This is a genomic window from Streptomyces sp. NPDC002835 (assembly GCF_053591995.1).
In genome coordinates this window covers 100998-118399 of sequence record NZ_JBSFUW010000008.1, presented here as the reverse complement: position 1 = coordinate 118399, position 17402 = coordinate 100998, and the positions used below count along the sequence as shown (strand labels likewise).

The 17402-nt window shown below is 69.3% G+C and carries 13 protein-coding genes and 1 tRNA gene; 10 read left to right on the top strand and 4 right to left on the bottom strand.

Annotation, left to right across the window (positions count from 1 at the left end):
- The first annotated feature begins 159 nt into the window (after positions 1-159).
- A complete protein-coding gene (locus tag ACWD01_RS11385; RefSeq protein ID WP_451160487.1) occupies positions 160-1545 on the top strand; it encodes a pyridoxal phosphate-dependent decarboxylase family protein in 1386 nt (461 codons plus the stop codon).
- A complete protein-coding gene (locus tag ACWD01_RS11380) occupies positions 1542-2957 on the top strand; it encodes a lysine N(6)-hydroxylase/L-ornithine N(5)-oxygenase family protein (protein WP_451160485.1) in 1416 nt (471 codons plus the stop codon). Before ACWD01_RS11385 ends, ACWD01_RS11380 begins: the two co-directional genes overlap by 4 nt.
- A gap of 72 nt (positions 2958-3029) precedes the next feature.
- Here the strand turns inward: ACWD01_RS11380 and ACWD01_RS11375 are convergent, their stop codons facing one another.
- Positions 3030-4841 carry a bifunctional metallophosphatase/5'-nucleotidase gene (locus ACWD01_RS11375; RefSeq protein WP_451160483.1) on the bottom strand — a complete coding sequence of 604 codons (1812 nt, stop codon included), beginning with the start codon at positions 4839-4841 and terminating at the stop codon, positions 3030-3032.
- Positions 4842-5017: 176 nt separating this feature from the next.
- On the opposite strand from ACWD01_RS11375, the gene ACWD01_RS11370 reads away from it, so the two are divergent.
- Positions 5018-5734, top strand: coding sequence for an SIMPL domain-containing protein (locus ACWD01_RS11370; RefSeq protein WP_451160481.1), 717 nt, complete (start codon positions 5018-5020; stop codon positions 5732-5734).
- Positions 5735-5869: 135 nt separating this feature from the next.
- On the top strand, positions 5870-7297 hold the full coding sequence (pyk, locus tag ACWD01_RS11365) for a pyruvate kinase (RefSeq protein ID WP_451160479.1): 1428 nt from the start codon (positions 5870-5872) through the stop codon (positions 7295-7297).
- 260 nt (positions 7298-7557) lie between these two features.
- Here the strand turns inward: pyk and ACWD01_RS11360 are convergent.
- Positions 7558-7630, bottom strand: a tRNA-Leu gene (locus ACWD01_RS11360).
- A 102-nt stretch (positions 7631-7732) separates the two neighbouring features.
- Between ACWD01_RS11360 and ACWD01_RS11355 the strand changes: the two genes are divergently transcribed.
- From ACWD01_RS11355 to ACWD01_RS11330, 6 genes are all read left to right on the top strand, one after another.
- On the top strand, positions 7733-8398 hold the full coding sequence (locus tag ACWD01_RS11355; RefSeq protein WP_451160477.1) for an ANTAR domain-containing response regulator: 666 nt from the start codon (positions 7733-7735) through the stop codon (positions 8396-8398).
- Positions 8399-8930: 532 nt separating this feature from the next.
- The gene (locus tag ACWD01_RS11350) at positions 8931-10088 is read left to right on the top strand and encodes a branched-chain amino acid ABC transporter substrate-binding protein (protein WP_451160475.1); all 1158 of its coding nucleotides are present in this window, start codon (positions 8931-8933) and stop codon (positions 10086-10088) included.
- A gap of 134 nt (positions 10089-10222) precedes the next feature.
- The gene (locus ACWD01_RS11345; RefSeq protein ID WP_451160473.1) at positions 10223-11146 is read left to right on the top strand and encodes a branched-chain amino acid ABC transporter permease; all 924 of its coding nucleotides are present in this window, start codon (positions 10223-10225) and stop codon (positions 11144-11146) included.
- Positions 11143-12501, top strand: coding sequence for a branched-chain amino acid ABC transporter permease (locus ACWD01_RS11340; RefSeq protein WP_451160471.1), 1359 nt, complete (start codon positions 11143-11145; stop codon positions 12499-12501). Before ACWD01_RS11345 ends, ACWD01_RS11340 begins: the two co-directional genes overlap by 4 nt.
- Positions 12498-13682 (top strand): ATP-binding cassette domain-containing protein, encoded by a 1185-nt coding sequence (locus ACWD01_RS11335; protein WP_451160469.1) that lies wholly within the window; start codon positions 12498-12500, stop codon positions 13680-13682. Before ACWD01_RS11340 ends, ACWD01_RS11335 begins: the two co-directional genes overlap by 4 nt.
- The gene (locus tag ACWD01_RS11330; RefSeq protein WP_451160467.1) at positions 13679-14446 is read left to right on the top strand and encodes an ABC transporter ATP-binding protein; all 768 of its coding nucleotides are present in this window, start codon (positions 13679-13681) and stop codon (positions 14444-14446) included. Before ACWD01_RS11335 ends, ACWD01_RS11330 begins: the two co-directional genes overlap by 4 nt.
- 109 nt (positions 14447-14555) lie before the next feature.
- Here the strand turns inward: ACWD01_RS11330 and ACWD01_RS11325 are convergent, their stop codons facing one another.
- Both ACWD01_RS11325 and ACWD01_RS11320 read right to left on the bottom strand, forming a co-directional pair.
- Positions 14556-15017 (bottom strand): PaaI family thioesterase, encoded by a 462-nt coding sequence (locus ACWD01_RS11325; protein WP_451160465.1) that lies wholly within the window; start codon positions 15015-15017, stop codon positions 14556-14558.
- Between the two features lie 74 nt (positions 15018-15091).
- Complete coding sequence (locus ACWD01_RS11320) at positions 15092-17371, bottom strand: FdhF/YdeP family oxidoreductase (protein ID WP_451160463.1); 2280 nt, start codon at positions 17369-17371, stop codon at positions 15092-15094.
- Between the last annotated feature and the right edge of the window lie 31 nt (positions 17372-17402).

The following is a 17402-nucleotide window of genomic DNA, read 5'->3' as shown; positions in this document are numbered from 1 at the left end:
CCGCGCAGCGGCCCTATACCGCACACGCACCCCCCACCCACCCCCTCCCGCAAGGCAATACCACTTTCGGGTTCTGATCGTTGAGATCTGCGGGCGCCCCACCGGCCCCCTCGTCACCGTTGCGGTGACCATCCCGCGTCTCGCCCAAGGACCCGCCCCATGCCGCACACCCCGCCCCTCGCGGGAGGAATCTCCGGCCCCGACGCCCTGCGTCCTCTCCTCGCCCTCGTGCTCGACGCCCTCGGGGAGGGCGCCGTCGCGCGCGGCGGGCCGGTGCCGGCCGGCGGGCCGGGGGCGGTCGCCGCACAGGTGCGGCACGCCACCGGCGACGTACTGCCCGAGTACGGCGACGGTGCCGCCCACGCCCTGCGCACCCTCGTCCGCGCCGTCGCCCACGGTGCCGCCGACCCCGCCGACCCCCTCTGCGCGGCGCACCTCCACACCCCGCCCCTCGCGCTCGCCGTCGCCGCCGACCTCGCCGCCTCCGCGCTCAACCCGTCGATGGACTCCTGGGACCAGGCCCCCGCCGCCTCCGAGCTGGAGGCGCGGGTCACCCGGGTCCTCGCCCGCGAGGTGTATCCGGACGGGACCGCCCCCGACGCCCTCGTCACCACCGGCGGCACCGAGTCCAACCAGCTCGCCCTGCTCCTCGCCAGGGAGCGCCACGGACCGGACCGGACCGTGCAGACCGTCTGCGGCGACACCGCCCACCACTCGGTCCGCCGCGCCGCCTGGCTCCTCGGCCTCCCCGAACCGGTCACCACCGACGTCCACGACCCCGCCGCACTCGACGCGACCCTCGCCGCCCTGGCCGCCGCCCACGGCCGCAAGCTCCTCGTCGTCGCCACTGCCGGCACCACCGACACCGGCCGTATCGACCCGCTCCCGGCGATCGCCGACACCGCCGACCGGCACCGGGCCGAACTGCACGTCGACGCCTCCTACGGCGGCCCGCTCCTCTTCAGCGCCGACCGCCGCCCGCTGCTCACCGGCCTCGACCGCGCCCACTCCGTAACCCTCGACCTGCACAAACTCGGCTGGCAGCCGGTCGCCGCCGGACTGCTCGCCGTACCGGACACGGCCCGCCTCGCACCGCTGGACCACACCGCCGAGTACCTCAACGCCGGCGACGACACCGACGCCGGCCTGCCCGACCTCCTCGGCCGCTCGCTGCGCACCACCCGGCGCGCCGACATCCTCAAGATCGCCGTCACCCTCAGAGCCCTCGGCCGCAACGGACTCGGTGCCCTCGTCGACCGCACCTGCGCCGTCGCGAACGACCTCGCCGACCTCGTGGAGAAGCACCCACGGCTCGAACTGTACGAACGGCCCACCCTCTCCACCGTCCTGTTCCGGCCCGCCGGAGCCACCGACGGCGAGACCGCCGAGATCCGCCGCACCCTCCTCGTCCAGGGCCGCGCCGTTCTCGGCCGGGCCCGCGCCGACGGCCGGCTCTGGCTCAAGGCGACTCTGCTCAACCCCCACACCACGCCCGAGGACCTCGACACCCTGACCCGACTCGTGGAAGGCAGCACACCCCGATGACCGGCACGCCCCCGAACGACCAACTCGACCGCCCCCACGACCTCGTGGGCATCGGCATCGGCCCGTTCAACCTGTCCCTCGCCGCCCTGGCCGACGGCGTCCCCGGCGGCCTCGCCGCCACCTTCTACGAACAGCGGCCCGCCTTCCGGTGGCACCCCGGCCTCCTCATCGAGGGCGCCACCCTCCAGGTCCCGTTCCTCGCCGACCTCGTCACCCTCGCCGACCCGGCCAGCCCCTGGACGTTCCTCAACCATCTGCGCGCCCGCGACCGGCTCTTCCCCTTCTACTTCGCCGAGCGGTTCCACATCCAGCGAGCGGAGTACGACGCCTACTGCCGCTGGGTCGCCGACAGCCTCCCCGGCCTCCACTTCGGCCACCAGGTCGACGCCGTCCGCTGGAATGCCGAATGCGGCCTGTTCGAAGTCGACTTCACCCAGCTCGACGCCGACGGCGAGGCCGAAGCCCTCGGCCGCGCCCACACCCGCAACATCGCCCTCGGCGTCGGCACCGAGCCCTACGTCCCCGAGCCGCTGCGCCCGCTCGCCGACGCCCCCGCCGTCCCGGTCGTCCACTCCGCCGACTACCTCGAACACCGCGACCGGCTCCTCGCCGCCGAGCACGTCACCGTCATCGGCTCCGGCCAGTCCGGCGCCGAGGTCTTCCTCGACCTGCTGCGCGCCCGGCCCGCCGGAGCCGAGAAGCTCCACTGGCTGGCCCGCACCGAGGCCTTCGCGCCCATGGAGTACTCCAAGCTCGGCCTGGAGCACTTCACCCCCGACTACACCCGCTACTTCCACGCCCTGCCGGAAAAGGTCCGGGACGATCTCGTCCCCCGCCAGTGGCAGCTCCACAAGGGCATCGACGCCGACACCATCACCGCCATCCACGACGAGCTGTACCGGCGCAGCTTCCACGGCGGCTGGCCCGACGCCGCCCTCACCCCCGGCGTCACCGTCCGCACCGCCGGCCGGGTCGCCAACACCCGGGTCGAACTCCACCTCGAACACGTCCAGCAGGGCACCCGCTCCCGGCTCACCACCGACGCCGTCGTCCTCGCCACCGGCTACCGCGAACGCCCGCTCGGACCCCTCCTCGCCGGCCTCGACCCGTACATGCGCCGCGACAGCGCCGGACGCCACCTCGTCGACGCCGAGTTCCGGCTGAAACTCGACCCGGCCGTCACCGGCTCCGTGTACGTGCAGAACGCCGAACGCCACACCCACGGCGTCGGCGCGCCCGACCTGGGACTCGCCGCCTGGCGCAGCGCGAGCATCCTCAACTCCCTCACCGGCAAGGAGCCCTACCCGCTGCCGCGCCGCACCGCCTTCACCAGCTTCGGCCTCGAACGGCGCGAGGCGCCCGGCATCCCCGGCCAGGCGGCCGCACTCGTTCCCCTCGAATCGGAACGCTGACCGGTTCCGGGAACGGGTCCTGGAACCGGCCACGAGAGCCGGCCCGAGATACCCGGCCCGAGACGCCCGGCCCTAGAAGACGGGCACGCCGTCCCGCGTCAGCTGCCAGCCCACCGACGCGAACTCCGCCGGATCGACCGCCCCCTTCGCCTGCACCCAGGTGATGATCGTGTTTCGGATCTCCTCCGAGTTCGCCCACAACTGCCGGGCCGTGGCCACGTGCGGGAAGTTCCCGCCGCCGCTCGCCCGGTAGTTGTTGACGGCCAGCACGAACCGCGCCGCCGGATCGAGCGGCGCGCCCTCGAACGACAGATTCACGATCCGGGAACCCGCCGGCTTCGCGATGTCGATGTCGTACGTCAGCCCGGACACCGCGTCGTAGTTGTAGTCCGGCGTCCCACCCGCGTTCGTCAGCTTCGACGTGTCGACCGGTGCACCCGCCGGGGTCTGCACGTAGTACCGCGCGGAGAACTCCAGGTACTCCTTCAGCTGCCCACCCGTCATCAGCCGCGCCTCGAGGGTGTTCTCGAACGGGTACAGCCCCGCCGCGTCCTTGAGCGTCACCTCGCCGCCCGGGATCACCGCCGAACGGGAGAAGCACGACGCCTGCGACAGCACCGGAAGCGCCGCGTGCTCACCGCCGGCCAGCGCCGCTCTCACCGTCTCCGCCTGGACATGGTTGATCAGGTCGATGATCGGCTCGTCCTTCCACGGCGCCTGTTCCGTGGACATCGAGGCGGTCGACGTGCCGATGACCTGATTGACGTACGCGACGACCTTCGAGTGCTCGTCGCTGAGCAGCCCGGTGATCCGCGGGTCCTCCGCGACCGTGTTCGAGTTCAGGACCTCGGCCCCGACCCTCTCGACCGTCCAGCGGCCCTTCTCCCACACCAGGTCGAAGTCGAACAGCGTCAGCCGCTGGCCCCACTTCAGGGGCTCGGAGAGCACGACCTGCGCGCCCGTCTCCTTGTTGGTGACGAAGTGCTCCGGTATCTCCGTGTGCGCGTGGCCGACCAGAATCGCGTCGATGCCCGGCACCTGCTCGGCCACCAGACCCGCCGCGTTCTCCACGTACGGAAGCTGGTCACCGTACGACGACGTGCCGCTGGAACCCGAGTGCGCCGACACGATCACCACGTCCGCGCCCATCGACCGCAGCTTCGGCACCCACTTCGCCGCCTGCTCCTCCAGCCCCGGGAACACCATCTTCCCGCTCACGTTCAGCTTGTCCCAGATCGCGATGCCCGGATTCGTCAGACCGAGGACCGCCACCCGTACGTCCCGCCCGTGCGGCGTCCGCAGCCGGTGCATGCTGTACGGCGCGAACGCCGGACGCAGCGTCTTCGCGTCCAGCGCGTTCGCACCCAGCAGTGGGAAGTCGCACTGCTCCTCGAACTTGCGCAGCACCGGAATGCCGTAGTTGAACTCGTGGTTGCCCAGTGCCGCGGCGTCATAGCCGATCGCGTTCATCGCCTGCGCCATCGGGTGCACCGGGCCGCGCTGCGCAGTGATCGGGTCGACCTTGGCGTAGTAGTACGACAACTGGGTGCCCTGGATCGTGTCACCGGCGTCGATCAGGAGCGTGTTGCCGCGCCCCTTCTCCTCACGCACCCGGTTCACCAGCGTCGAGATCTTCGCCAGGCCGACGTCGTTGTGGGCCTTGTCGTCGAACTCCCGGTCGGTGAAGTAGTCCCAGTTGAAGACGTTTCCATGCAGATCGGTCGTCCCCATGACCGTGAACGAGTACCGCTTGCGCGGACGCCCGCGCCCATGGTCCCTGCCCCGCTCCTCGGCCACCGCCGGTGCGGCGGCGGCACCCGCGACAGCGGCGCCCGCCCCGGCGGCGGCGGTCCGCTCCAGGAACGTCCTACGGTTCAGCGGCATTTCGTCTCCCTCGGTCAACCACATGCACAACGCGCGTAGATTCTGACCCAAGAGCCACCGCCGCAACACCCCCGCCAGGTTGCGATCGGATGTCCGGCACGGGAGAGGCTCGGGTCGCTGTCAGACCCGGATGCGAGAGTGGAACGAACAGCCCCTCGCACCAGGGAGCCCCACCCATGACCGACGCCATCCCGCCCGGCCCCACCGCCGTCCCGTACGCGACCCCCGAACAACCACGCGTCGCCGTACGCGGCGAGGCACGCATCGAGTTCGACGCGGAGATCGCCCGCATCGGCATCACCGTCAGCGCCCGCGGCAAGGACCGCCGCGCCGCCCTCGAAGACCTCACCCGCCGCAACTCCGCGGCGCTCGACCTCGTCAAGTCGTACGGCGAGGCGGTCGAAAAGCTCGAGACCGGCGCGTTCTCCGTCACTCCCGAACTGACCGAGAAGGGCCGCGGCGAACGCGTCCGCGCCTACCACGGCCGCGTCCACATCACCGCCGTACTGGCCGACTTCACCGCCCTCGGCGAACTCACCACCCGCCTCGCCGATCTCGAACTCACCCGGGTCACCGGCCCCTGGTGGTCACTGCGCCCCGACTCGCCCGCCCACGGCGAGGCCCGCCGCCAAGCAGTCCGCGAAGCCGTCCAGCGCGCCCGCGAATACGCCGAAGCCATCGGCGGCAGCCTCGCCGCCCTCGTCGAACTCGCCGACATCGGAGCCGAAGCACCCGCACCCGCCTACGCGATGCCGGCCCCGCCCGGCGCCGTGCGCGGCTTCGCCGGAGGCGCCGCGGCGGAGTCGGCGCCCGCCCTCGACCTCGAACCGAAGCGCCAGACCGTCTACGCACAGGTCAACGCGCGCTTCACCATGACCCCGCCAGAACTCTGACCGCAGCGCCGCTCCGCGCTCATCGGAGCATCCCTGCGCACAATTCAACACTTGTCAATAGCGCTTCATGCAAAGGTTGTTGAGTAGTCACACGCGACCAATTCTCTACCCACTGGTAAGACATAGGCTCGAAACATGCGCCGAGCGAAAATCGTCTGCACCCTGGGCCCCGCCACCGACACATACGACCAGATCAAGGCACTGGTCGAAGCGGGAATGGACATCGCCCGCTTCAACCTCAGCCACGGCACCTACGCCGACCACGAGGAGCGATACCGGCACGTCCGCAAAGCCTCGGACGAAACGGGCCGCAGCGTCGGCATTCTCGCCGACCTTCAAGGCCCGAAGATCCGCCTCGGCCGCTTCCGCGAAGGACCGGTACTGCTTGAACGCGGCGACACCTTCACCATCACCACTGAGGACACCGACGGCGACCGCCACCTCTGCGGCACGACCTACCAGGGCCTCGCCGCCGACGTCTCCCGGGGCGAGCGCATCCTCGTCGACGACGGCAAGGTCGCCCTCGAAGTCACCGCCATCGACGGCCCCCGCGTGCACACCACCGTCGTCGAGGGCGGCATGGTCTCCGACCACAAGGGGCTCAACCTGCCCGGCGTCGCCGTCTCCGTCCCCGCGCTCTCCGAGAAGGACATCGAAGACCTCAACTGGGCCCTCGGCATCGGCGCCGACATCATCGCCCTCTCCTTCGTCAGGAGCGGCCGCGACATCGACGACGTCCACCGCGTCATGGACAAGGCGGGCCGCCGTCTCCCCGTCATCGCCAAGGTCGAGAAGCCCCAGGCCGTCGACAACATCGACGACGTCGTCGCCGCGTTCGACGGCATCATGGTCGCCCGCGGCGACCTCGGCGTCGAAATGCCCCTCGAACAGGTGCCCATCGTCCAGAAGCGCGCCATCAAGCTCGCCAAGCGCAACGCCAAGCCGGTCATCGTCGCCACCCAGATGCTCGACTCTATGATCGACAACTCCCGCCCCACGCGCGCGGAGGCGTCCGACGTCGCCAACGCCGTCATCGACGGCACCGACGCCGTGATGCTCTCCGGCGAGACCAGCGTCGGCAAGTACCCGGTCGAGACCGTCCGCACCATGGCCCGCATCGTCACCGCAGCGGAAGCGGACGTCCTCGCCAAGGGGCTTCCCCCGCTGACCGAACGCAACAAGCCCCGCACCCAGGGCGGCGCCGTCGCCCGCGCGGCCGCGGAGATCGGCGACTTCCTCGGCGCGAAGTACCTCGTGGCCTTCACCCAGTCCGGCGACACCGTCAAGCGCCTTTCCCGCTACCGCTCCCCGATCCCCCTCCTCGCCTTCACCCCCGACCCCGCCACCCGCTCCCAGCTCAACCTCACCTGGGGCGTGGAGACCTTCCTCGGCCCGCATGTGGAGTCGACGGACGCGATGGTCGCCCAGGTCGACGAGGAACTCCTCCGGATCGGCCGGTGCCGCCGCGGCGACATCGTGATCATCACCGCCGGCTCACCGCCCGGCGTCCCCGGCTCGACCAACCTGGTCCACGTCCACCACATCGGCGAGAGCCTGGAATAGCGGGCGTCATTCGGTAGTTGGGTGCCGTGCTTTCCCTCGGGGCCGGAATGCCCTTCGATACCGGAAAGCCGTTGAGCGGATGTTGCTGAGCGGATAGGGCGGCGATCCGTCCACCAATCGAGGGGCTGTGCCCATTCATGCCCGGATGTGTATCGGTGAGCGTCACAGGCGGCCCGGAGCACTCGCTGAACGGTGCCCGTCGATCACGCGCCCGGGTGAATTCCACCCGTCGCCTTAATGACCTTGGAATCCTTGAGAAGTACCCCGGGTGGGATTCGAACCCACGCTGGATGGTGTTTGAGACCACTGCCTCTACCGCTGGGCTACCGGGGTATCCTTCGAAATGAAGGGTGGCGATCACCTGCCGTGCCCCTACCTTACAGGAGGTGGGTAGGCTCTTGGCAGCAGTAACTTGCCCCGCCCCAAGGAGCCCCCGTGACCGCCCCCGAGTCGCCCCAGCCCGTCGAAGACGATGACGACCAGTCGCATGTCCCGCCGCTGACGACCCGTGTCGTCATCGCCGAGGACGAGGCCCTGATCAGGCTCGATCTCAAAGAGATGCTCGAGGAAGAGGGCTACTCGGTCGTCGGTGAGGCCGGTGACGGGCAGCGGGCGGTGGAGCTGGCGCGGGAGCACCGGCCGGATCTCGTCATTCTCGATGTGAAGATGCCGGTGCTCGACGGGATCTCCGCGGCGGAGAAGATCGCCGAGGAGTCCATCGCGCCGGTTCTGATGCTCACCGCTTTCTCGCAGCGCGATCTCGTGGAGCGGGCGCGGGACGCCGGGGCGATGGCTTATCTGGTGAAGCCGTTCAGCAAGAGCGATGTCGTGCCGGCGATCGAGATGGCCGTGTCGCGGTTCACGGAGCTGAAGGCGCTGGAGAAGGAGGTCGCCGACCTTTCGCAGCGGCTGGAGACGCGCAAGCTGGTGGACCGGGCGAAGAGCATTCTGCAGACGCAGTACGGGCTGACGGAGCCGGCGGCGTTCCGGTGGATCCAGAAGACGTCGATGGACCGGCGGCTGTCGATGCAGCAGGTCGCTGAGGCGGTCATCGAGGACGCCGAGGAGAAGAAGGCGGCCAAGGAGCAGTCGGGCCAGTAGGCGTCGTGCGGACGGGCGGGGCCCTCGGTCACACGGTGACCGGGGGCCCTGTGATGTTCCGGGGGATGTTGTGAAGGTCGATTTCGATTCGGCCGCGCCGCGGGCGGTCGCGCGCTACCGTGTCGCCTCCCGGCAGGAGGAGGCTGTCCGGTGAGACGGTCGGTGTCGTTTCCGAGGTGTGGGACGGGGTGCGCAGGGGCATGCTGCGACCAGTTCTTGTGGGCGGCGGCGACGGAAGAGCCCCTGTTCAGGGCCCTGGTCGGCGCACGGAGAAACGTGATGGGGAAGATCACGTAGGGCTATGTCGGGAAGTTCTGGATCATTGCTGAGATGTCCGGTCGCCGGTAAGGGGTGTTCTGTTTCCGGCGCATGACTCAGGTCACAGGGCGATCACACATCGTTCGGTCACCTATGCCTGTGCCCGAACGCGCGATTACATTCCCCGCACACCGCACCGATTGGCGGTGTCCTGCGAAGGAAGGTCAACTTCCTCCGCAGACAAGATCGTTCGGGCGGCTCCAAGGGGTTCCTAGTGCTGAACAAGAACATCGTCAGGCTCGCCATACCGCTGGCTGTGGGCGCTCTCGCGCTCTCGGGCTGTGCGAGTGACTCCGGCGCCAGTGGCGACACGCTGAAGATCGCGTTCCAGGGACCGCTCTCCGGTGACAACGTCGCGCTGGGCCAGAACATGGAGCGTGGCATCCAGCTCGCCATCGAGCAGGCCAACGCCAAGGGCGACCTCGGCGTCGACCTCGAGTACTTCCCGGTCGACGACCAGGGCCTGCCGGAGAAGGCGACTGCCGCCGCGCAGAAGGCGATCGACGACCCGGATGTCGTCGCACTGGTGGGTCCGGCGTTCTCCGGCCCCACGAACTCGGCGGCCCCGCTGCTGGGTGACGCGGGTCTGACCGCCATCTCCCCGTCGGCCACCAACCCGGGCCTGACCGACCAGGGCTTCAAGACGTTCCTGCGCGGTGTCCCCAACGACAGCGCCCAGGGCGCCGGCATGGCGGACTACTACGCGAAGAAGCTGAAGGCCAAGAAGGTCTACCTGGTCGACGACAAGTCCGACTACGGCGTGGGCCTGGCCAAGGTCGCCAACGAGAAGCTCACGGCGGCCGGTGTCGAGGTCGTCAAGAAGTCCGTCCCGGCCAAGACCCCGGACTACAGCGCCACCGCCAAGGAGGTCGTCAACTCCAAGGCCGACGCGCTGATCTACGCGGGCTACTACCAGGACGCGGCCCCGTTCGCGGTGAAGCTGGCCGAGGCCGGCTACAAGGGCGCGGCGGTCTCCGGTGACGGCACGAACGACATGAAGTTCGTCGAGCTGGCCGGCAAGGCGTCGGAGAACTGGTTCCTGACCTGCCCGTGCACGGACGCCACGGTCGAGGCGAGCACGAAGCAGTTCACCGCGGACTACAAGAAGAAGTTCAAGGTCGACCCGGGCACGTACTCGGCCGAGGCCTACGACCTCACCAACTACGTCATCCAGGAGCTGAAGAAGCTGGGTGACAAGGCGGACCGCGCGAGCGTCTACGACGCGCTGGCGAAGGGCTCGTACAAGGGTCTGACGAAGGAGTTCTCCTTCGACGACAAGGGCGAGCTGAAGATCTCGAGCATCTACCTGTACCAGGTCAAGAGCGGCAAGATCGCGTACCAGGGCTCCATCGAAGAGCTGGCAGGCAGCTGACCCGGGTGCCGGGCCGCGTCCACTTCCCGTAGGACGCGGCCCGGCGCCGTCCCCGCACACATGGCGCGGGCCCCAGTCGTGTGCCGATCGCACCACCGGCCCGCCCGCTCAGCTCCCACAAGGAAGTTCGTTCGATGTCCCTTGTTGAATTCTGGGACTATCTGGTCCTAGGGGTGGTGCTCGGCTCCATCTACGCCGTCATCGCCATTGGTTACACCCTCGTCTACGGCGTGCTCCAGCTGATCAACTTCGCGCACAGCGAGGTGTTCATGCTGGGTGCCTACGGCGGTCTGATCGCTCTGACCGTGGTGGTGCCGGGGGATGCTCCCTCGGGTCTCGCCTCGGCCGGGTTCGTGGCGCTCGGCCTCGCGGCCGGTGCGGCCTTCGGCGCTCTCACGGCGTACGGCCTGGAGAAGGTCGCCTATCGGCCGCTGCGCCGCAGAGGCGCTCCACGGCTCATCTTCCTGATCACCGCGATCGGTGCGTCTTTCTTCCTCTACAACCTCGCGGGCAAGCTGTTCGGCCGTGATCCGCTGCCGATGCCCTCGGCGTACGAGAACAAGAAGGTTCTCTCCGTCTTCGGTGCCGAACTGAATGTGACGCAGCTGCTGCTGCTCGCGTCGGCCGTGGTCATGATGGTCGGTCTCGACCTGGTGGTGAACCGGACGAAGCTCGGTTCCGGTATCCGGGCCGTGTCGCAGGACGCCGAGGTCGCCGGCCTGATGGGCGTGGACATCGACAAGGTCGTCTCGCGCACGTTCGTCATCGGCGGTGTGCTCGGTGGCGCGGCGGGCTTCCTGTACGGCACGTTCACGCAGGTCAAGTTCGACATGGGCTTCATCCCCGGCATCACCGCGTTCGCCGCGGCGGTCGTCGGCGGTATCGGCAACATCCGCGGTGCCATGCTCGGTGGTCTGATGCTGGGCATCGTGGAGACCTTGACGGTGCCGATCTTCGGTGGTGAGTGGCGTCATGTGGGTGCGTTCGTCGTACTGATCGCAGTGCTGATGTTCCGCCCGACCGGCATCCTCGGCGAGCGTGTGGGGAGGACGGCATGAGTGCGAACACGTCGGTGAAGTCGCCGTCCGCGGCGGCGAAACTGCGCAAGACCGCCTGGTATCAGCAGCCGCGGTCCAAGCGGCTGGGCGCCCTGCTGGCGCTGGCTGTGCTGCTCACCCTGATGGTGGGCGAGCAGGGCAACACCCGTGATCTGTTCTACTCCGTGCGGACCAGCTTCACCGGGGTGAACCTCTGGATCTGTCTGGGTCTCGCCCTGGTCATCTGGTGCGTGCGGGAGTTCGGCTCCCAGCATGTGTCGAAGGCTGTGGGTGGGGCCAAGTCGGCGGCCGGCTGGGGCCCGTGGGCGCAGGCGCGTGGGGCCGTGCGCACCCAGCCCAAGGTCAAGTGGGCGGTGATGATCGCGCTGCTGCTGGCGGTGCTGTTCATCCCCGGCCAGCTGACGGGTTACTGGCAGACGGTGCTGATCGACCAGATCGCGATCTACGCGCTGCTGGCCATCGGTCTGAACGTGGTGATCGGCTGGGCCGGTCTGCTGGACCTGGGCTTCGTGGCCTTCTTCGCGGTCGGCGCCTACAGCGCCGCGTTCTGGACGGGCAGTCTTCCGGTGGAGCCGCCGGTCGTCCTGAACAACTTCCTGATCATTCCGGTGGCCGTGATCACCTGTCTGATCGCGGGTGTGCTGCTCGGTGCGCCGACGCTGCGGCTGCGCGGTGACTATCTGGCGATCGTGACGCTGGGCTTCCACGAGATCGTGTACCTGGTGGCGAAGAACGCCGACGGGATCACCAACGGTCCGGCCGGCGCCCGGCAGGTGCCGAAGTTCTCGGCCTTCGGGTACGAGTGGACGCTGGATCGGATGCCGTACTGGTATCTGCTGGTCACGGTGATCGTCATTCTGATCATCGTCTTCGCGCGGCTGGAGCACTCCAGGGTGGGGCGTGCGTGGACGGCGATCCGTGAGGACGAGGTGGCCGCCGCGGCCAACGGCGTCGACACGGTCCGCTTCAAGCTGATGGCGTTCGCGATCGGTGCGTCGACCTCCGGTGTCGCCGGTGTCGTCTACGCGAGCAAGGTCGGGTACTTCAACCCGGAGAACTTCATCATCCTCAACTCCATCCTGGTGCTGGCCTATGTCATCTTCGGTGGCATGGGATCGATCCCGGGTGTGCTGCTGGGTGCGGCGATCCTGGTCTGGCTGCCGGAGGTGCTCCGCGACTTCGTGGACCCGGCCGACCGCTACATGTACCTGGGCGCGCTGCTGGTGGTCATGATGATCTACCGGCCGCAGGGTGTGTGGCCTTCCCGCCGCCGCCAACGCGAACTCAAGATGGCGCAGGAAGGCGTCGGCGACGCCGATGCGATGACGGAGCCGGCGGGAGGTGCGGTCCGATGACGACGGATGTCACGAAGGGTGCGGTCGCTCCGGCCGGTGGTTCGGGGGCCGGTGTGGACAATGTTCTCGAGGCGTCCGGTGTGACGCTTCGGTTCGGCGGTCTGACGTCCTTGGACAATGTCGAGCTGGGGATGCGCCGCGGTGAGGTGCTCGCCGTGATCGGTCCGAACGGTGCGGGTAAGACCTCGCTGTTCAACTCGCTGACGGGTGTGTACAAGCCGCAGGAGGGGCGGATCACGTTCCTTCCGAGGGACGGCGACAACAAGGAGCTGCTGGGGGCCAAGCCGCACATCGTGAACCGGCTGGGTCTGGCACGCACGTTCCAGAACATCCGGTTGTTCTCGGCGCTGACGGCGCTGGAGAACGTGAAGATCGCGGCGGAGACCCGGCTGAAGGCCGGACCGGTGTCGATCATGCTGGGTCTGCCGAATGCCCGCAGGGCGGAACGGGAGAGCGACGAGCGGGCGCACCGGCTGCTGAAGTTCGTCGGTCTGGACAGCAAGCTCAACGAGATCGCGGGCAGCCTTTCCTACGGTGACCAGCGCAGCCTGGAGATCGCGAGGGCGCTTGCGACGGATCCGCAGGTGCTGCTGCTCGACGAGCCGGCGGCCGGTACGAACCCGACGGAGAAGCTGGAGCTCGAGCAGTTGATCCGCCGGATCAACTCGGAGCTGGGCGTGAGTGTGCTGCTGATCGAGCACGACATGCGTCTGGTGATGTCGGTGGCGGACCGGGTCATGGTCCTCAACTTCGGCCAGAAGATCGCCGAGGGGACGCCGAGCGAGGTGCAGCAGCACCCGGCGGTGATCGAGGCGTACTTGGGCGCGTCGGCCGAGGCGCCGGAGGCGGCTCCGGCCGAGCCCGTGATCGCGGAGCAGCGCGGCCCGGTGGATGCCTCCGCCGAGTCCGACGACTCCGACGAGGACGAGCCGACCGGCGACGGGTCGCAGGGGTCGGGTCCGGAAGCCGGGGCCGACGCGGACGACGAGCCGGAGCGGTCCGGTTCCGAGGCTGCCGAGTCCGAGGCTGCTGCGGTCGAGGGCGAGTCCGAGTCCGGTTCGGACGGTGAGTCCGGGTCCGAGGGCGCGTCCGGTTCGGACGGCGATTCCGTTCCGGACGAGACGGCGTCGGACAAGACGGCGTCTGGTGGATCCGCGTCGGACGAGGAGAGCGGCAAGTGAGCACGACGACCGAACTCGAGAAGGGCGCCGGCGGGACCGGCGCCGTGCAGGACACCCTGCTCGAACTCAAGGGCGTCCGGGTGTTCTACGGCGCCGTCGAGGCGATCAAGGGCATTGACCTGATTGTCCGCAAGGGTGAGATCGTCGCCCTGCTCGGTGGCAACGGCGCGGGCAAGACGACGACGCTCCGCACGATCTCAGGCATGCTTCAGCCGCGTCACGGCGAGGTGCTGCTGCATGACGAGCGCATCGACGGCATCAAGTCGCACGAGCTGGTGCGGTTCGGCATCAACCATGTGCCGGAGGGCCGCCGGGTCTTCGCGCGGATGACCGTGCGGGAGAACCTGGAGATGGGCGCGTACCGCTTCAGGTCGCCCGACGCGGCCGAGATGGACCGGGTGTTCACCCTCTTCCCGCGTCTGGCCGAGCGGCGTTCTCAGCTCGCCGGCACCTTGTCGGGTGGTGAGCAGCAGATGCTCGCGATCGGCCGTGCGCTGATGGGCAAGCCGGAGCTGCTGCTGCTGGACGAGCCGTCGATGGGTCTGGCGCCGCTGATCGTGCAGCAGATCTTCGACATCGTCGAGGAGATCAACAAGCAGGGCACGACGGTGCTGCTCGTCGAGCAGAACGCCACCCAGGCGCTGGGTCTGGCCAACCGCGGCTATGTCCTGGAGACGGGAGCGGTCGCGATGTCGGGTCCGGCGGCGGATCTGCTGGCGGACTCCAGGATCCGGGAGGCGTACCTCGGTGAGGGCGCGGCCTGACGGCCGGTGAATCGAGCGGGGCCGGGAAGCCTTCGGGCTTCCCGGCCCTGTTTTTTCGTTGTGCCGAGTTCGGCTGTGCTGAGCTTTGCCGCGCCAGGCTTCGTTGTGCTCAGCCCTGGCCGTTGTCGCGGAGCAGGCAGGTGAGACGCGCCGAGCAGACCCGCTTGTCGTGCTCGTCGGTGATCACGATCTCGTAGGTGGCCGTGGAGCGGCCGCGGTGGACGGGCGTGGCCACGCCGGTGACGAGGCCGGAGCGGACGCCGCGGTGGTGGGTGCAGTTGAGGTCCACGCCGACGGCGATCTTGGAGGGACCGCCGTGGAGCATCGAGCCGATGGAGCCGAGGGTCTCGGCCAGCACGGCCGAGGCGCCGCCGTGCAGCAGGCCGTACGGCTGGGTGTTGCCCTCGACGGGCATGGTGCCGACGACGCGGTCCGCGGAGGCCTCGACGATCTGGACGCCCATGCGGGCGCCCAGGTTCCCCGCGGAGAACAGTGCGGGGAGGTCCACGCCGAGCTCGGCGTACTCCTCGATGACCCCTTGCGGGAACTTCACGGTGGTCTGCTCGCCCATGGGGCCGGCTCCGATCGTCGTACCGTCTGGTCCTGGTGGTGGCGGTCCGCTTGTCCTACTGTCTGAGCGAACGCTTAGACGGTCGGTGATTGTTCCAGACGTACGATCACGGACTTGCTGGCGGGGGTGTTGCTGGTGTCCGCCGTGGAGTCCAGCGGGACCAGCACATTGGTCTCCGGGTAGTACGCGGCGGCGCAGCCGCGGGCCGTCGGGTAGTGCACGACGCGGAAGCCGGGGGCACGGCGCTCGACGCCGTCCTTCCACTCACCGACCAGGTCCGCGTACGAGCCGTCGGCCAGGCCCAGCTCGCGGGCGTCCTCGGGGTTGACCAGGACGACCCTGCGGCCGCCCTTGATGCCGCGGTAGCGGTCGTCGAGGCCGTAGATCGTGGTGTTGTACTGGTCGTGCGAGCGGAGCGTCTGCAGCAGCAGCCGGCCCTCGGGGATCTCGGGGTACTCGACGGGCGCGGCCGTGAAGTTGGCCTTGCCGGTGGCGGTGGGGAAGCGGCGCTCGTCGCGCGGGGCGTGCGGCAGGGTGAAGCCGCCGGGGCGGGCGATCTTCGCGTTGAAGTCCTCGAAGCCGGGCACCACACGCGCGATCCGGTCCCGGATCGTGCCGTAGTCCCGCTCGAACTCCTCCCAGGGGGTGGTGGACGCGGCGCCGAGCACCGCCCGGGCCATTCGCGCGACGACGGCGGGCTCCGACAGCAGATGGGGGCTCGCGGGCGGGAGGTTGCCCCGGGAGGCGTGGACCATGCCCATCGAGTCCTCGACGGTCACCACCTGCCGGCCGCCGGCCTGGACGTCCTTGTCGGTGCGGCCCAGGGTCGGCAGGATGAGCGCCCGCCGGCCCGTGACGGTGTGCGAGCGGTTCAGCTTGGTCGACACGTGCACGGTCAGCCGGGCGCGGCGCATCGCGGCCTCGGTGACCGCGGTGTCGGGGCTCGCCGACACGAAGTTGCCGCCCATCGCGAAGAACACCTTCGCCTTCCCGTCACGCAGTGCCTCGATGGACCGGACGACGTCCAGGCCGTGGTGGCGCGGCGGGGCGAAGCCGAACTCCTTCTCCAGGGCGTCGAGGAAGGCGGGGGCGGGCCGCTCGAAGATGCCCATGGTCCGGTCGCCCTGCACATTGGAGTGGCCGCGCACGGGGCAGACACCGGAGCCGGGACGGCCGATGTCGCCGCGGAGCAGGAGGAAGTTGACCAGCTCACGGATGGTGGCGACGGAATGCTTGTGCTGGGTGAGCCCCATCGCCCAGCAGACGATGGTGCGGCGCGAGGCCAGCACCATCCGCAGGGCCTGCTCGATCTCCTCCTGGGCCAGGCCGGTCGCGGCGAGCGTGGTCTCCCAGTCGGCGGCCCGCGCGGCGGCCGCGAAGTCCTCGAAGCCGTGCGTGTGTGCGCGGACGAACTCCTCGTCGACCGCGCCCTCGGTCTCGAGGACCAGCCTGCCCAGGAGCCGGAACAGCGCCTGGTCGCCGCCGATGCGGATCTGGAGGAACAGGTCGTTCAGCGCGGTGCCCTTGAGCAGGCCGCGGGCCGTCTGCGGGTTCTTGAACCGCTCCAGGCCCGCCTCGGGCAGCGGATTCACCGAGATGATCCGGGCGCCGGCGGCCTTGGCCTTCTCCAGGGCGCTGAGCATACGGGGGTGGTTGGTGCCCGGATTCTGTCCGGCGACGATGATCAGGTCCGCCCGGTGCAGGTCCTCGAGCGAGACGCTGCCCTTGCCGATGCCGATCGTCTCCGTGAGCGCGGAGCCGGAGGACTCGTGGCACATATTGGAGCAGTCGGGCAGATTGTTCGTACCGAATTCGCGGGCGAACAGCTGGAGCAGGAACGCCGCCTCGTTGCTGGTGCGGCCGGAGGTGTAGAACAGCGCCTCGTCGGGGGAGCCGAGCGCGCCCAGCTCCTCGGCGATGATCGAGAAGGCGCGCTCCCAGCTCACCGGCTCGTACCGGTCGGCGCCCTCCGGGAGATACATGGGCCGGGTGATCCGGCCCTGCTGGCCCAGCCAGTACCCGCTGCGGTTCGCGAGGTCGGGCAGGGGGTGCGCCGCGAAGAACTCGGGCGTCACCCGGCGCAGCGTCGCCTCCTCGGCGACGGCCTTCGCGCCGTTCTCGCAGAACTCCGCGACGTGGCGCTTCTCGCCCTCGGGCCAGGCGCATCCCGGGCAGTCGAAACCGTCCTTCTGGTTCACCTTCAGCAGGGTGCGCGCGGTGCGGCCCACACCCATCTGCTGCTGCGCGACGCGCAGCGTGTGGCCGACGCCGGGCAGACCGGCCGCCGCCCGCTGCGGGGCCGTGACCTGCGGGGCGTCCTGGACCGGGTCCCCTGAGGGCGGCTTGCTGGCCATCGTGCTCTCCCTTGAGCCGTGCCGGTGCTGG

Coding starts and splice junctions, on each gene's coding strand:
- ACWD01_RS11385 (WP_451160487.1), top strand. CDS start 160: ATGCCGCACACCCCGCCCCTCGCGGGAGGAATCTCCGGCCCCGACGCC.
- ACWD01_RS11320 (WP_451160463.1), bottom strand. CDS start 17,371: ATGGCCAGCAAGCCGCCCTCAGGGGACCCGGTCCAGGACGCCCCGCAG.
- ACWD01_RS11325 (WP_451160465.1), bottom strand. CDS start 15,017: ATGGGCGAGCAGACCACCGTGAAGTTCCCGCAAGGGGTCATCGAGGAG.
- ACWD01_RS11345 (WP_451160473.1), top strand. CDS start 10,223: ATGTCCCTTGTTGAATTCTGGGACTATCTGGTCCTAGGGGTGGTGCTC.
- ACWD01_RS11370 (WP_451160481.1), top strand. CDS start 5,018: ATGACCGACGCCATCCCGCCCGGCCCCACCGCCGTCCCGTACGCGACC.
- ACWD01_RS11380 (WP_451160485.1), top strand. CDS start 1,542: ATGACCGGCACGCCCCCGAACGACCAACTCGACCGCCCCCACGACCTC.
- pyk (WP_451160479.1), top strand. CDS start 5,870: ATGCGCCGAGCGAAAATCGTCTGCACCCTGGGCCCCGCCACCGACACA.
- ACWD01_RS11335 (WP_451160469.1), top strand. CDS start 12,498: ATGACGACGGATGTCACGAAGGGTGCGGTCGCTCCGGCCGGTGGTTCG.
- ACWD01_RS11375 (WP_451160483.1), bottom strand. CDS start 4,841: ATGCCGCTGAACCGTAGGACGTTCCTGGAGCGGACCGCCGCCGCCGGG.
- ACWD01_RS11340 (WP_451160471.1), top strand. CDS start 11,143: ATGAGTGCGAACACGTCGGTGAAGTCGCCGTCCGCGGCGGCGAAACTG.